At 72.5% G+C, this 15,058-nt stretch carries 14 protein-coding genes and 1 tRNA gene; 12 read left to right on the top strand and 3 right to left on the bottom strand.

The annotated features are described in order from the left end of the window. Positions 1-183 precede the first annotated feature (183 nt). Positions 184-3,048, top strand: a complete 2,865-nt coding sequence (locus IE207_RS23830; RefSeq protein WP_190186328.1) for a penicillin acylase family protein — start codon at positions 184-186, stop codon at positions 3,046-3,048. Between the two features lie 5 nt (positions 3,049-3,053). Here IE207_RS23830 and IE207_RS23825 read toward each other — a convergent pair whose 3' ends face one another. After that, on the bottom strand, positions 3,054-3,641 hold the full coding sequence (locus tag IE207_RS23825) for a 5-formyltetrahydrofolate cyclo-ligase (protein ID WP_190186327.1): 588 nt from the start codon (positions 3,639-3,641) through the stop codon (positions 3,054-3,056). A 140-nt stretch (positions 3,642-3,781) separates the two neighbouring features. Here IE207_RS23825 and galU point away from each other — a divergent pair, with 140 nt between their 5' ends. The 7 genes from galU to IE207_RS23790 all read left to right on the top strand — a co-directional run bounded on the left by galU (position 3,782) and on the right by IE207_RS23790 (position 9,178). Continuing rightward, entirely contained in the window at positions 3,782-4,684 is a 903-nt protein-coding gene (gene galU, locus IE207_RS23820; protein WP_190186326.1) for a UTP--glucose-1-phosphate uridylyltransferase GalU, read from the top strand. A 4-nt stretch (positions 4,685-4,688) separates the two neighbouring features. Continuing rightward, complete coding sequence (glp, locus tag IE207_RS23815; RefSeq protein ID WP_229873926.1) at positions 4,689-6,026, top strand: molybdotransferase-like divisome protein Glp; 1,338 nt, start codon at positions 4,689-4,691, stop codon at positions 6,024-6,026. A 75-nt stretch (positions 6,027-6,101) separates the two neighbouring features. Continuing rightward, a complete protein-coding gene (gene moaC, locus IE207_RS23810; protein ID WP_190186325.1) occupies positions 6,102-6,614 on the top strand; it encodes a cyclic pyranopterin monophosphate synthase MoaC in 513 nt (170 codons plus the stop codon). Then, positions 6,611-7,207 carry a MogA/MoaB family molybdenum cofactor biosynthesis protein gene (locus IE207_RS23805; RefSeq protein ID WP_229873925.1) on the top strand — a complete coding sequence of 199 codons (597 nt, stop codon included), beginning with the start codon at positions 6,611-6,613 and terminating at the stop codon, positions 7,205-7,207. The genes moaC and IE207_RS23805 overlap by 4 nt, the downstream gene beginning before the upstream one ends. A gap of 17 nt (positions 7,208-7,224) precedes the next feature. Further along, on the top strand, positions 7,225-7,863 hold the full coding sequence (locus IE207_RS23800; RefSeq protein WP_190186324.1) for a GNAT family N-acetyltransferase: 639 nt from the start codon (positions 7,225-7,227) through the stop codon (positions 7,861-7,863). Between the two features lie 147 nt (positions 7,864-8,010). After that, on the top strand, positions 8,011-9,027 hold the full coding sequence (sepX, locus tag IE207_RS23795; protein ID WP_190186323.1) for a divisome protein SepX/GlpR: 1,017 nt from the start codon (positions 8,011-8,013) through the stop codon (positions 9,025-9,027). Between the two features lie 77 nt (positions 9,028-9,104). Next, positions 9,105-9,178, top strand: a tRNA-Ala gene (locus IE207_RS23790). Positions 9,179-9,353: 175 nt separating this feature from the next. On the opposite strand, the gene IE207_RS23785 is transcribed toward IE207_RS23790, so the two are convergent. Continuing rightward, positions 9,354-9,866 carry a GNAT family N-acetyltransferase gene (locus IE207_RS23785; protein ID WP_190186322.1) on the bottom strand — a complete coding sequence of 171 codons (513 nt, stop codon included), beginning with the start codon at positions 9,864-9,866 and terminating at the stop codon, positions 9,354-9,356. A gap of 38 nt (positions 9,867-9,904) precedes the next feature. On the opposite strand from IE207_RS23785, the gene IE207_RS23780 reads away from it, so the two are divergent. Further along, complete coding sequence (locus tag IE207_RS23780) at positions 9,905-10,708, top strand: exodeoxyribonuclease III (RefSeq protein WP_190186321.1); 804 nt, start codon at positions 9,905-9,907, stop codon at positions 10,706-10,708. Here the strand turns inward: IE207_RS23780 and IE207_RS23775 are convergent. Beyond that, positions 10,690-11,364, bottom strand: coding sequence for a MerR family transcriptional regulator (locus IE207_RS23775; RefSeq protein ID WP_190186320.1), 675 nt, complete (start codon positions 11,362-11,364; stop codon positions 10,690-10,692). The two genes, IE207_RS23780 and IE207_RS23775, sit on opposite strands and share 19 nt — an antisense overlap. 160 nt (positions 11,365-11,524) lie before the next feature. Here IE207_RS23775 and IE207_RS23770 point away from each other — a divergent pair, with 160 nt between their 5' ends. Genes IE207_RS23770 through IE207_RS23760 form a run of 3 tightly spaced genes read left to right on the top strand, consistent with a single transcriptional unit; the run spans position 11,525 to position 14,942 of the window. Then, positions 11,525-13,105 carry a flavin-containing monooxygenase gene (locus tag IE207_RS23770; protein ID WP_190186452.1) on the top strand — a complete coding sequence of 527 codons (1,581 nt, stop codon included), beginning with the start codon at positions 11,525-11,527 and terminating at the stop codon, positions 13,103-13,105. Next, positions 13,102-14,052 (top strand): alpha/beta fold hydrolase, encoded by a 951-nt coding sequence (locus IE207_RS23765; protein WP_190186319.1) that lies wholly within the window; start codon positions 13,102-13,104, stop codon positions 14,050-14,052. Before IE207_RS23770 ends, IE207_RS23765 begins: the two co-directional genes overlap by 4 nt. Next, a complete protein-coding gene (locus tag IE207_RS23760; protein ID WP_190186318.1) occupies positions 14,049-14,942 on the top strand; it encodes an SDR family oxidoreductase in 894 nt (297 codons plus the stop codon). Before IE207_RS23765 ends, IE207_RS23760 begins: the two co-directional genes overlap by 4 nt. The last annotated feature ends 116 nt before the right edge of the window (positions 14,943-15,058 follow it).

The following is a 15,058-nucleotide window of genomic DNA, read 5'->3' as shown; positions in this document are numbered from 1 at the left end:
TGCGACAAGTACTTCGTTACCTTACCTAATCTTTGACGGAGTCTTTACTCGACAACCACATTGTGAAACGTGCGCCCGCCCCTGTCCTACGGACCTCGACCCCTGGCGGATCATCGAGGGCGGTCCTGCGCCTATGGTGGCTTCCAGCAATCCCAGGACCACCCTGCCCCTCTAAGGACAGCGATGCCCGCCAACTCATCCGGCCCTTCCGTCAAGAAGAAGGGACGACGCGCACGTCTGATCGTGCTCGTCATGGTCCTGGCGCTCTTGGCGGGACTCGGCTACGGGGCGTACTGGAGCGTCGACGGCGTCCGTGCCTCCTATCCCCAGACCACCGGCTCCCTCAAGCTGCCCGGCCTGACCGCGGCCGTCGAGGTCAAACGCGACGACCACGGGATCCCGCAGCTCTACGCCGACAACGACGAGGACCTCTTCCGCGCGCAGGGCTTCGTCCACGCGCAGGACCGCTTCTGGGAGATGGACGTCCGCCGCCACATGACCTCCGGGCGGCTCTCCGAGATGTTCGGCTCCGGCCAGGTCGAGACCGACGCCTTCCTGCGCACGCTGGGCTGGCGCCAGGTCGCGCAGACCGAGTACGACACCAAGCTCTCGCCGGAGACCAAGAAGTACCTCCAGGCGTACGCCGACGGGGTCAACGCCTACCTCAAGGGGAAGTCCGGCAAGGACCTCTCCGTGGAGCACGCGGCCCTCAAGCTGACCGGCGACTACACGCCGGAGCAGTGGACGCCGGTGGACTCGGTGGCCTGGCTCAAGGCGATGGCCTGGGACCTGCGCGGCAACATGCAGGACGAGATCGACCGCTCGCTGATGGCCGGCAAGCTTTCGCCGCAGCAGATCGACGACCTGTACCCGCCGTACCCCTTCGACCGGAACAAGCCGATCGTCGAGGGCGGCGCCGTCTCCGGCGGCAAGTACGCCCCCCAGGGCGCGGCATCCACGGGCACCACGGGTACCGGCTCCACCGGAACCGGAACCGGAGCCGGCACGGGCACGGGGTCCACGGTCACCGGCACCGGCTCCCAGGCGACCCCGAACGGCGGCATCACCACCGGCCTCGCCGACAACGCCTCCGCCCAGGGCGCGAGCGTCGGCCTGCGCACCCAGCTGTCCTCCCTCGCCAAGACCCTCGACGAGATCCCGGCCATCCTCGGCCCCAACGGCAGCGGCATCGGCTCGAACTCCTGGGTCGTGGCGGGCAAGTACACGACCACCGGCAAGCCGCTGCTCGCGAACGACCCGCACCTCGCACCGCAGCTGCCCTCCGTCTGGTACCAGATGGGCCTGCACTGCCGTGCGGCCTCGCCCCAGTGCCAGTACGACGTGGCCGGCTTCACCTTCTCCGGCATGCCGGGCGTGGTCATCGGCCACAACGCCGACATCGCCTGGGGCATGACCAACCTCGGCGCCGACGTCACCGATCTCTACCTGGAGCAGATCAAGCCGGACGGCTACGTCTACGACAACAAGGTGGTCCCCTTCACGACCCGTGAAGAGGAGATCAAGGTCGCGGGCGGCAAGAGCAAGCGGATCACGGTCCGCACCACCAACAACGGCCCGCTCATCTCCGACCGCAGCGACGAGCTGGCCACGGTCGGCTCCCGCGCCCCGGTCTCCGGCTCCGCCCCCGACCGCGGAGACGGCTACGGCGTGGCCCTGCGGTGGACGGCGCTGGACCCGGGCAAGTCGATGGACGCGGTCTTCAAGCTCGACCGGGCCAAGGACTTCGCGGGCTTCCGCGCCGCCGCCCGCGACTTCGAGGTCCCGTCCCAGAACCTGATCTACGCCGACAACAAGGGTCCGAGCGGCAACATCGGCTACCAGGCCCCGGGCCGCATCCCGATCCGCGGCGCCGGCGACGGCCGCATGCCGGCGCCCGGCTGGGACCCGAAGTACGCCTGGAAGGGCGGCAAGGACGGCGCGACCGGCTACGTCCCCCAGGACGAGATGCCGTACGACTTGAACCCGGCGCGCGGCTACATCGTGACGGCCAACCAGGCCGTCACCGAGAGCGGCACCGGCGCGGGCAAGTACCCGTACGTGCTGACCACCGACTGGGGTTACGGCGCCCGGAGCCAGCGGATCAACGACCTCATCGAGGCGAAGACCAAGGACAACGGCAAGATCTCCACCGATGACATGCGCACCATGCAGATGGACAACAGCAGCGAGATCGCCGCGCTGCTGACGCCGATGCTGGCCAAGATCCAGGTCTCCGACCCGGACGTGCGCTCGGCGCAGAAGCTGCTGGAGGGCTGGAACTACACCCAGGAACCCGACTCGGCGGCGGCCGCCTACTTCAACGCCGTGTGGCGCAACATCCTCAAGCGCGCCTTCGGCGACAAGATGCCGAAGGAGCTGCGCGTCACCAACAGCTGCATGAACGTCCAGGACAGCGGCAACGGACCCGCCGACGACCTCGCCGACGTCGTCCGCGAGTGCGGGACCCGCGGCCCCGACACCGCGCAGCCGGACGGCGGCGACCGCTGGTTCGAGGTGGTCCGCCGCCTGGTCAAGGACGAGAATTCGGCGTGGTGGAAGTCGCCCGGCACCGTGCGGGAGAAGCCGACCACGACCCGGGACGAGCTGTTCGCCCGGGCCATGAAGGACGCCCGCTGGGAGCTGACCGCCAAGCTCGGCAAGGACCAGTCGACCTGGAGCTGGGGCCGGCTGCACCAGCTGACGCTCAGGAACCAGACGATCGGCACCGAGGGCCCCGGCTTCATGCGGTGGCTGCTGAACCGCGGTCCGTGGAACCTGGGCGGCGGTGAGGCCACCGTCAACGCCACCGGCTGGAACGCCTCCAGCGGCTACGGGGTCACCTGGGTGCCGTCGATGCGGATGGTCGTCAACCTCAACGACCTCGACAAGTCCCGCTGGATCAACCTGACCGGCGCCTCGGGGCACGCGTACAACTCCCACTACACCGACCAGACCACGCTGTGGGCCAAGGGCGAGCTGCTGGACTGGCCGTTCGGCAAGGAGGCCGTGGACAAGGCCACGGTCGACACCCTGACGCTCAAGCCGTAGGGCGGTCAGAAGCGGAACACCCCCGACGGGGTGGCCACCGCCCGGACGGGGTGGTCGTGCGGTTCCTCCGGGACCCGCGCGACCACCTCTTCGTCGTAGAGGAGCACCACCAGCGCGGGGTGCGCCCCGGCGCGCTCCAGCCGCTCCAGCACCCTGTCGTACGAGCCCCCGCCGCGCCCGAGCCGCATCCCGCGCGCGTCGACGGCGAGCCCCGGCAGCAGGACGGCGTCCGCCCCGGTCACCGCCTCCGGGCCCAGCGGCGGCCCGGACGGCTCCAGCAGAGCCATCTTTCCCGCGTGCGCGGTCTCGGTGAGGCCGTCCGGGCCCTCGTACACCGCCCAGTCGAGGTCGTTGTCGGGCAGGAGCAGCGGCAGCAGGACCCGCTTCCCGGCCGCCCGCAGCGCGTCGAGCAGTTCACGGGTGCCGGGTTCGGTGCCGACGGAGACGTACGCGGCGACCGTTGCCGCTCCGGCCAGTTCGGGCAGACCCGAGGCGGAGCGGACGAGCGCGCGGGCCGCCGCGCGGCGCGACTCGGGGGAGCGGGCGCGGCGGGCCGCGAGCAGCTCGCGGCGCAAGGCCGCCTTCTCGGCCACGCGGGCCGCCCTCCGGCCGGACGCGTCTGACTGGTTGCCTACCACAGCTGGATCAGATTTCCTTTCGAAACGGCACAGACCGGGAGCTTCTCCCCGGAATCTGACCTGGCGTTTCTGCGTAACCCACTATCGTTCTGCGCATGAATCAGTTGCACCCCGTGATCAAGAAGGCCGTCATCCCGGCCGCGGGCCTCGGCACTCGCTTCCTTCCGGCGACCAAGGCGACCCCGAAGGAAATGCTTCCGGTCGTGGACAAGCCCGCGATCCAATACGTGGTCGAAGAGGCCGTCTCGGCGGGGCTCGACGACGTACTCATGATCACAGGACGTAACAAGCGCGCGCTCGAAGACCACTTCGACCGCAACTACGAACTGGAGTCCGCCCTCATCGCCAAGGGCGACGACGACCGGCTCAAGAAGGTCCAGGAATCCAGCGACCTGGCCACCATGCACTACGTCCGCCAGGGCGACCCGCGCGGCCTCGGCCACGCCGTGCTCTGCGCCGAGCCGCACGTCGGCGACGAGCCCTTCGCCGTCCTGCTCGGTGACGACCTCATCGACCCGCGCGACCCGCTGCTGCGCCAGATGGTCGACGTCCACGCCCGCACCGGCGGCACCGTCATCGCACTGATGGAGGTCGACCCGGCGAGCGTGCACCTCTACGGCTGCGCCGCCGTCGAGGCCACCGACGAACCGGACGTCGTGCGGATCACCGGACTCGTGGAGAAGCCGGAGCCCGCGGACGCCCCGAGCAACTACGCGGTCATCGGACGCTATGTCCTCAACCCCGCGATCTTCGGCATACTGCGGGAGACCGAGCCGGGCCGCGGCAACGAGATCCAGCTGACCGACGCCCTGCAGAAGCTTGCCGCCGACGAGAGCGTGGGCGGACCGGTGCACGGCGTGGTCTTCCGGGGCCGCCGCTACGACACCGGGGACCGCGGCGACTACCTGCGGGCCATCGTCCGGCTCGCGTGCGAGCGGGAGGACCTCGGCCCCGAGTTCCGCACCTGGCTTCACCGTTACGTCACGGAGGAGATGTAGCACCTTGAGCAGCCCCGACGCACCGCAGGACACCGGCCCGCACCGTCTGTGGTCGGTGGACGAGCACCTCGCGGACGTCCTCGCCGCCGTCCGGCCGCTGGAGCCCATCGAGCTCCAGCTGCTCGACGCCCAGGGCTGCGTCCTGGTCGAGGACGTCACCGTGCCCGTCGCCCTGCCGCCCTTCGACAACAGCTCCATGGACGGCTACGCCGTCCGGGTGGCCGACGTCCAGGGGGCGAGCGAGGAGTTCCCCGCGGTGCTGACGGTGATCGGGGACGTCGCGGCGGGCAGCGGTGAGCTGCCCACCGTGGGCCCCGGCCAGGCGGCCCGCATCATGACCGGCGCCCCGCTGCCGCCCGGCGCGGAGGCCGTCGTACCGGTCGAGTGGACCGACGGCGGCACGGGGGGCGGCGCGGCCTCCGGGATGAGCCCGGCCAGCGCCGCGCCCGAGGGCGCGGGCGGCGAGGTGCGGGTGCACCGGGCCGCCGAGGCGCGGGCGCACGTCCGCTCGCGCGGCAGCGACGTCCAGGCCGGCGACCTGGCGCTGGCCGCCGGTACGGTGCTCGGGCCGCCGCAGATCGCGCTGCTGGCCGCCATCGGGCGCGGCAGCGTACGGGTCCGGCCGCGGCCCCGGGTGGTCGTCCTGTCCACCGGCAGCGAGCTGGTCCAGCCGGGGGAGGCCCTGGGTGCCGGGTCGATCTACGACTCGAACAGCTTCGCGCTGGCGGCGGCCGCCCGGGACGCCGGCGCCATCGCCTACCGGGTCGGCGCCGTCGCGGACGACGCGGACACCCTGCGCGCCACCATCGAGGACCAGCTGATCCGGGCCGACCTGCTGGTCACCACGGGCGGGGTCAGCGTCGGCGCGTACGACGTCGTCAAGGAGGCGCTGACGGCGGTCGCCACCGGCTCCGACGAGGTCGACGGCGGCGGGATCGACTTCCGCAAGCTGGCCATGCAGCCGGGCAAGCCGCAGGGCTTCGGCACCATCGGCCCCGACCACACGCCGCTGCTGGCGCTGCCCGGCAACCCGGTGTCGTCCTACGTCTCCTTCGAGCTGTTCGTCCGCCCCGCGATCCGGGCGCTGATGGGCCTGCCCGACGTCAGGCGTCCGGCCGTACGGGCCGTGCTCAAGGCGGACCGGGCGATCGGCTCCCCGGCGGGCCGCCGCCAGTTCCTGCGCGGCGCGTACGACGCGCAGAGCGGAACCGTCAGCCCGGTCGGCGGATCGGGCTCCCACCTGATCGCCGCCCTGGCGCACGCCGACTCGCTGATGGTCGTACCGGAGGACGTCACCACGGTGGAGCCGGGGGCCGAGCTGGAAGTGGTCCTGCTCGGCTGAGGACCGGCCGGTGCGGGTAGCGTGTTGCACCACACAGGGCCCTTGTGGGGCCCGGAGCGGGAGCGGCACGAACCTATGGCAGCGTTTTCCCGGGCGGAGAACCCCGGACCCCCTGAGCACAGCAGGCTGACGCACATCGACGAGGCCGGCGCGGCCCGGATGGTCGACGTCTCGGCGAAGGACGTCACCGCCCGGACGGCCCGGGCCAGCGGGCGCGTCCTCGTCTCCCCCCGGGTGATCGAGCTGCTGCGGGGCGAGGGCGTCCCCAAGGGCGACGCCCTCGCCACCGCGCGGATCGCCGGGATCATGGGGGCGAAGAAGACCCCCGACCTGATCCCGCTCTGCCACCCGCTGGCCGTCTCCGGCGTCACGATCGACCTCTCGGTCGCCGACGACGCGGTGGAGATCCTGGCCACCGTCAAGACGACCGACCGCACGGGCGTGGAGATGGAGGCGCTGACCGCGGTCGCCGTCGCCGGGCTCACCGTCATCGACATGGTCAAGGCCGTCGACAAGGGCGCGGTCATCACCGACGTCCGGGTGGAGGAGAAGACTGGCGGCAAGTCCGGCGACTGGAGCCGGGCATGAACGCCCCGCGCGGCGGCGAGGCGTTCAGCCACAGCCACGTACCGCCGGTGGCGGGCGAGGCCTGGGCGGCAGAACCGGCAGCCGGGGAGCCGGTGCGCACCCTGCGCGCCCTGGTGGTCACCGCCTCGAACCGCGCCTCGGCGGGCGTGTACGCCGACAAGGGCGGCCCGCTGCTGGCGGACGGGCTCGGCCGGCTCGGCTTCGCCGTGGACGGGCCGCGCGTGGTGCCGGACGGGGATCCCGTCGAGGAGGCGCTGCGCGAGGGCGTGGCCGCCGGGTACGACGTCGTCCTGACCACCGGCGGCACCGGCATCTCGCCGACCGACCGGACCCCGGACGCCACCGCCCGGGTCCTGGACTACGAGGTCCCCGGCATCCCGCAGGCCATCCGCGCCGAGGGCCTGGCGAAGGTGCCGACGGCCGCGCTGTCCCGGGGCCTGGCGGGCGTGGCGGGCCGCACCCTGATCGTGAACCTGCCCGGCTCGACGGGCGGGGTGCGCGACGGCCTCGCGGTGCTGGAGCGGATCCTGCTGCACGCCGTCGACCAGATCCGGGGCGGCGATCACCCCAGACCCTCCGGGAGCGCGAGCTGAACGGCCCGTCCTGGCCCGTGGTGCTGACGGACGGTGACGTCACGCTCAGGCCGATAAAGCTGCGGGACCAGCGTGCGTGGCGCGAGGTCAACCGCCGCAACCGCGACTGGCTGCGGCCGTGGGAGGCCACGATCCCGCCGCCCGCGCCGTGGGGGCCGGTCATCCACCGGCCGACGTACCGCCAGATGGTGCGCCACCTGCGGGCGGAGGCCGGCGCGGGGCGGATGCTGCCGTTCGTCATCGAGTACCAGGGGCGGCTGGTCGGCCAGTTGACGGTCGCCGGGATCACCTGGGGGTCGATGTGCGCGGGCCACGTGGGCTACTGGGTGGACCGCGACGTCGCGGGGCGCGGGGTGATGCCGACGGCCGTCGCGCTGGCGGTGGACCACTGCTTCATGACGGTCGGACTGCACCGGATCGAGGTGTGCATCCGGCCGGAGAACGGTCCGAGCCGCCGGGTGGTGGAGAAGCTGGGGTTCCGCGAGGAGGGGCTGCGGCCGCGCTACCTCCACATCGACGGCGCCTGGCGGGACCACCTCGTCTTCGCGCTCACGGCGGAGGAGGTGCCGCAGGGGCTGCTGCGCCGCTGGCACCGCAGGGCGGCGGCGCGGCACGGAGACGGCCCTACGGGGCCGCAGAGCCCCCCTAATTCATGAAATCGCAAAAGCGTTCGAATTCTGCCGCGCTTCGTCCATAACCTGATCCGAAGAATCACAAAAAAAGTCCGTGATATCAGCGAGATCGCGCGACACACCGGCTCAATTGGCCGATCCCCCCGGCCGCATCCCTCTACGGTGTGGGGTGTGAGCAGCAGCGGCCTCATCTACGCAGTCATTGTCGGGGCCTGGGCCGCCTACTTGGTGCCCATGTGGCTCCGGAGGCAGGACGAGCTGAACGAAGCCCGTCCGACGGAACGCTTCTCCACTGCCATCCGGCTGCTTTCCGGCCGGGCGGGAATGGAGCGCCGTTACGCCAAGGGACTGCGTGAGCGCGGTGCCGAAGAGGTGGAACCCCAGCCCCACACGGACCCGGACGCGGCGACGGAAACGGTGAATTCCGTGGACGCCGACGCCCGGGCTTTCGTCGTGCCCCCGACCAGGGCGGAACCGAGGTCGGCGGGCGCGCAGCGGGCGGAGCGGGCCCGGCGCGAACAGCGGCTCCAGGTCCTCGCCCGCCGCAGGCGCACCACCGCGCTGCTCTTCCTGATCTTCACGCTGGGCGCGGTCGTCGCCGCGGTCGGCGGGCTGCGCTTCCTGTGGGCTCCGGCCGTCCCCGCGCTGCTGCTGAGCGCGTACATCGTGCACCTGCGGGTCCAGGAGCGGCGCCGCTACGAGTTCACCATGGACCGCCGGCGCGCGGAGGCGGCCGCCCGGCGGCTGCGCGAGCACCACTCGCGCCGCCGGGAGTCCGAGGCCGCGGCCGGCGCCGAACCGGACCCCGCGCCGCCGGTGTCCCCGCAGGAGGCGGGGCGGCGCGCGGTGGTGGAGCAGACCGACCACGCGGAGTGGGTGGACCAGCAGCGCGAGCGCGAGCGGGGCCCGGCGCGCGGCGACAGCTGGGAGCCGGTCCCGGTCCCGCTGCCGACCTACGTGACCGCCCCCGTCGCCCCCCGTGCCACCGGCCCGGCGGCCCCCGACGCCTGGAGCCCGACCCGCTCCAGCACGGCGGAGCCGACCGAACCCCGCCTGCGCGCCCAGCCGGGCCCCCCGAAGCCCGCGGCGGAACCCAAGCCCCCCCGCCCCCGCGGCATCGACCGCGGCCGCACCCCGCTGTTCGACCAGTACGAGGGCGAGTCCCGCCCGCGCGCCGCGAACGAGTGATCGGTGACCTGCGCGGACGCTCCCGGGAACCGTTTTGGAGCACCCGCGCGGGGATGCTAATGTTTCACACGTCGCAAGGGCCTGTGGCGCAGTCTGGTAGCGCACCTCGTTCGCATCGAGGGGGTCTGGGGTTCAAATCCCCACAGGTCCACAGACGACAGTTCCCGGGTAGCTCCCGAGAACGTCACGAGATCCCGTCCGGTCGCAAGACCGGGCGGGATCTCGGCGTTTGCGGGGTCGGGACCACGGCCGGCCCGCTCCGACCTGCGGCTGCCGAAGCGAACTCGGGCGCCGGGCCGTCGGATCCGGGCGGGGCCCGGTCCGCGCTAGCGGAACCGCGGGACGGCAGGCGTCAGGGGCTTGGCCATGCAGATGCTGGATTCGTAACTGCGGTAGTAGCCGAACTTGGGGCAGTCCGCGTAGCCCGAGGTGCGGTAGAGGGCTATGGCCTCCGGTTGTTGGTCGCCGGTTTCGAGGACCATGCGGAGGCGGCCGGCGTCGCGGGCGTCGGATTCGAGGAGCGCGAGGATGCGGCGGGCCAGACCCAGGCCGCGGGCCTCGGGGATGACGTACATGCGCTTGAGCTCCGCGTCGCCGTCGAGGTAGCCCTCCGGGCTCTCGTCGCGGGCGCGCCAGCCGCCGCTTGCGACCGGGGCGTCCGATGTGTCGTAGGCCACGAAGTACAGGCCGTTCGGCGGGGCGAACATCGCCGGGTCCAGGACGGTGGCGTCGCCCTCCCCCGAGTAACGGGCCTGGTATTCGAGCTGGACCCGGTCGTTGAGCTTGACCGCGTCCGGGTGGTCGTACGGCACGGCGCGGAGGGTTATCCCGTGAGACATCGGAACATCGTACGGAACGCTCCCGCTATCGTGCGGGGATGCTCACCGTTACCACCGTGAATGTCAATGGGATCCGCGCCGCCGCGAAGAAGGGCTTCGTGGAGTGGCTCGCCGGGTCCGACGCCGACGTCGTGTGCCTCCAGGAGGTACGGGCCGAGGAGGGGCAGATTCCGGTGGAGGCGCGGGAGCCCGAGGGCTGGCACACCGTGTTCGCCCCGGCCGCGGTCAAGGGCCGGGCCGGGGTCGCGCTCTACACGCGCCGGGCGCCCGAGCGGGTGCAGGTCGGTTTCGGGAGCGCCGAGTTCGACGGCTCGGGCCGGTACCTGGAGGTGGATCTGCCCGGGGTGACCGTGGCGAGCCTGTACCTGCCGTCCGGGCAGGCCGGCACCGAGAAGCAGGACGAGAAGTACCGCTTCATGGAGGAGTTCATCGCCCACCTCGCCGAGCTCAAGGTGCGGGCCGCCGCCGACGGGCGCGAGGTCGTGGTCTGCGGTGACTGGAACATCTGCCACCAGGAAGCCGACCTCAAGAACTGGAAGACCAACCGCAAGAACGCCGGCTTCCTGCCCGAGGAGCGGGAGTGGCTCGGCAAGGTGTACCGGGAGGCCGGCTACGTCGACGTGGTGCGGGTGCTGCACCCGGACACCGACGGGCCGTACTCCTGGTGGTCCTACCGCGGCCGGGCCTTCGACAACGACGCGGGCTGGCGCATCGACCTCCAGGTGGCCACCCCGGGGCTGGCGGGCCGCGCCGTGAAGGCGTGGGTGGAGCGGGCCGGGACGCACCCGGAGCGGTGGTCCGACCACGCCCCGGTGACGGTGGTCTACGAGCTGGGTTCCTGACCCCTCTCGGAGGCGAGCAGGCGGTCCATCGCCATGGTGAGCTCCGCCTCGACCACGCTCTTGGCGAGCGGGCGCAGCCGCGGCAGGGCGTCCTGCGTCAGGTGCGCGGAGATCAGCTCCGTGAACAGGGCCGCCATGGCGTCGGCGTGCTCGCGCACCCGACGGCCCGTCTCCAGCACGGCGGCCAGCGGAACGCCCTCGCGGACCAGCGCCGAGGAGACCTCCAGAAGGCGCCTGCTGACGTGCACGATCTCGTCGCCGTCGACCGCGAGGTAGCCGAGGTCCAGGGAGGCCGCCAGGTTGTCCGGGGTCACCTCTCCCTCGAAGTAGTCGGCCAGCGCCTCGGGCGTCAGGCGTACGGGGGTCTCCTCCGACCAGCCGATGCCGAGCAGTTCGCCGAGCTGGCCGACGTCGCGGCCGTTCTCGAAGGCGGCCGTCAGCTCGGCGATCCCGCCGAGGGTGTGACCGCGTTCCAGGAGGGCGGCGATGGTGCGCAGCCGGGCGAGGTGGTGCTCGTCGTACCAGGCGATCCGGCCCTCGCGGCGCGGCGGTGGGAGGAGCTTGCGCTCGCGGTAGAAGCGCAGCGTGCGCACCGGGATGCCGGCCGCCTCGGCCAGCTCCTCCGTACGGTATTCGTGTGTCTTTTCTTCCGCCACATGCGCAGCGTAGGGCGTACCGGCAGTAACTTTCCCGGCGCGACCCCTACCCATGGGTACGAGGCTGCTCTACCCTCCCGATTGTGCCAGTGATTGCTGGCAGTGTTCGGTGACGGTGCGCTGGGACTGTGGAAGCGGAAGGCGGGCGGGCATGGGCGGCATGGACGGGCGCGAACACGTGCGGGTGGCGGTGATCGGCTCCGGGTTCGGCGGACTGGGCGCCGCGGTACGGCTGAGGCGCGAAGGGATCACCGACTTCGTCGTACTGGAACGGGCCGGCTCCGTCGGCGGGACCTGGCGCGACAACAGCTATCCGGGCTGCGCGTGCGACGTCCCCTCGCACCTGTACTCGTTCTCCTTCGCGCCGAACCCCGACTGGCCGCGGACCTTCTCCGGGCAGCCCGCGATCCGCGCGTACCTGGAACACGTCGCCGACACCTTCGGCCTGCGCCCGCACATCCGGCTGGACTGCGAGGTCCGGATGATGCGCTGGAACGCCGACGAGCTGCACTGGGAGATCGAGACCTCCGCCGGTGAACTGACGGCCGACGTGGTGGTGTCGGCGACCGGGCCGCTGTCGGACCCGAAGATGCCGCAGGTACCGGGGCTGGACACGTTCCCCGGGAAGGTCTTCCACTCCGCCCGCTGGGACCACGACTACGACCTGCGCGGCAAGCGCGTCGCGATGATCGGCACCGGCGCCTCGGCCATCCAGATCGTCCCCGCCATCGCGCCCGACGTGGAGCGCCTGACGTTGTTCCAGCGGACCCCTCCGTGGGTGATGCCCCGTACGGACCGGGCGATCTCGACCGCCGAGCGCTGGCTGCACCGGCAGCTGCCGTTCACCCGGGCGGCCCGGCGCGGGCTGCTGTGGGGGATCCGCGAGCTCCAGGTCAGCGCGTTCACCAAGCGGCCGAACCAGCTCGGACTGATCGAGTCGCTGGCCAAGGCCAACATGGCGCGCTCGATCAAGGACCCGCAGCTGCGGGCCGAGCTGACCCCCTCCTACCGGATCGGCTGCAAGCGGATCCTGCTGTCCAGCGAGTACTACCCGGCGCTCGCCCGGCCCAATGTGGACCTGGTCGCCTCCGGCCTCTCGGAGGTCCGCGGCAGCACCCTCGTGGCGGCGGACGGGACCGAGACCGAGGTGGACGCGGTCATCTTCGGCACGGGCTTCCACGTCACGGACATGCCGATCGCCGACCGGGTCGTGGGCGCCGGGGGCGTAACGCTCGCGGACGCGTGGAAGGGCGGCATGCAGGCCCTGCGGGGGGCGACGGCGGCCGGCTTCCCCAACTGGATGACGATCATCGGGCCCAACACCGGGCTCGGCAACAGCTCGATGATCCTGATGATCGAGTCACAGCTGAACTACATGGCGGACTACCTGCGCCAACTGGACGTGCTCGGCGGCCGGGCCGCCCTGGCCGCCAGGCCCTCGGCGGTGGGCGCCTGGAACCGGCGCGTCCAGGCCCGGATGGAGCGGACGGTCTGGAACACCGGCGGCTGCACCAGCTGGTACCTGGACCCCAACGGCCGCAACACGACCGTCTGGCCGGGCACCACGGGCGAGTTCCGGCGCGAGACGCGCTCGGTCGACCTCGCGGAGTACGAGGTCGTACGCATCCGGGAGCGGGAGCGGGAGCGGGGCCGGGGCCAGGACCGCATCGCTGCCGAAGCCGCGGTCCCGGCGGCTGCCGGCCACGCCGCCGCCGCTCCCGTCGAGGAGGGCGCGGCATGAGGCGCCCGGCGTACGTCACCTCCGGCCGGTACGCGCCGCCGTCCGCCCGGCGCGAGCTGGTCGCCGTCTCCGCCGACGGGGCCCGGCTGCACGTCGAGGTCCACGGCGACGAGGACGCCCCGCCCGTGGTGCTGTCCCACGGCTGGACCTGCTCCACCGCGTTCTGGGCGGCCCAGATACGGGACCTGGCCCAGGACCACCGGGTCATCGCCTACGACCAGCGCGGCCACGGCCGCAGCCCCGCCGGGCGCTGGTACACCACCGCCGCGCTCGCCGACGACCTCCTCGCGGTACTGGAGGCCACCCTCGCCCCCGGTGAACGGGCCGTCGTCGCGGGCCACTCCATGGGCGGCATGACGATCATGGCCGCCGCCGGGCGGCCGGGGTTCGCCGAGCACGTCGCGGCCGCCCTGCTGTGCAGCACCGGCAGTGCGCGGCTCGTCGCGGAGGCGCTGGTCCTGCCGGTGCGCGCGGGGCGCGCGAGGACCCGTATCACCGGCGCGATCCTCGGATCCCGCGCCCCCCTGGGGCCCGTCACGCCGGTCGGCAAGCACGTGCTGAGGTACGCCACCATGGGCCCGGCCGCCACCCCGGACCAGGTCGAAGCCTGCGCCCGCATCGTGCACGGCTGCCCCACCGGGGTCCGGTACGCCTGGTCGCAGGTGCTCGCCGGGCTGGACCTGGAGGCGAACCTGACCGCGCTGACCGTGCCCACCGCCGTCATCGGCGGCACGAACGACCGCCTGACCCCGATCCTGCACGCCCGCGCCCTCGCCGCCGCGCTGCCCGACTGCGCCGGCCTCACCGAGCTGCCCGGCATGGGCCACATGACCCCGATCGAGGCGCCGGAAGCCGTCACCCGCGTGATACGCGAGCTGGCCGCCCGCCGCCCGGCGCAGCACCGATCCGACACCAACCAGGGCACCCCGAAGGAGAAGACGCCGTGAGCGCTCGCAGGAGTCTGGAAGGCCAGGTCGCCGTCGTCACCGGCGCCGCCCGCGGGGTCGGTGAACTGCTGGCCCGCAAGCTGTCCGCGCGCGGCGCGAAGGTCGCCCTGGTCGGGCTGGAGCCGGAGGCGCTCAAGGAGGTCTCCGAACGGCTGCACACCGACAGCGACCACTGGCACGCGGACGTCACCGACCACGAGGCGATGGCCCGCGTGGCGCAGGAGGTCAAACAGCGCTTCGGCAAGGTGGACATCGTCGTCGCCAACGCGGGTGTGGCGTCCGGCGGGCCGTTGGCCGACTCCGACCCCGACGCCTGGCGCCGGGTGATCGAGGTGAACCTGATCGGCGGAGCGGTGACCGCCCGCGCGTTCCTGCCGGTACTGACGGAGAGCCGCGGCTACTTCCTCCAGATCGCCTCCCTCGCGGCGATCACCCCGGCGCCCATGATGACGGCGTACTGCGCGTCCAAGTCCGGAGTCGAGGCGTTCGCGCACTGCCTGCGCGCCGAGGTCGGCTACAAGGGCGTCAAGGTGGGCGTCGGCTACCTGTCCTGGACCGACACCGACATGGTGCGCGGCGCCGACCAGGACGAGGTCATGCGGGAGCTGCGCGGCCGGCTGCCGTGGCCGGCGAACCGTACGTACCCGCTCGGCCCGGCCGTCGACCGGATCGTGGCCGGCATCGAGCGGCGCTCGGCGCACGTGTACGCGCAGTGGTGGCTGCGGGGCATGCAGGGCGTGCGGGGCTACCTGCCGGCGCTCATCGCGGCCGGCGGCCGACGGGAGATGCGGCGCTTCGAGCCCCGGCTGGCCGGCATCCCGCGCGGGCTGGTGGGCGCCGGGGGCGCCGCCGACGAGCAGGAGCGGACGGCGGGCACGCGGCACGACTGAGCGAGACAGCAGGAGCGGGAGGAGCCGCGGGGGCGGGGGGAGGCGTCGCCGAGCCCTGGCGAGGTGCCCCGAGACGCGCCGAGGGGCGCGGCCCGTCCGGCGGGTCGCGCCCCTCT

This window comes from Streptomyces cirratus (assembly GCF_014650775.1).
Lineage (GTDB): Bacteria > Actinomycetota > Actinomycetes > Streptomycetales > Streptomycetaceae > Streptomyces > Streptomyces cirratus.
Note: the sequence above shows the minus strand (reverse complement) of the source record. Positions and strands in the feature narration are given on the sequence as shown.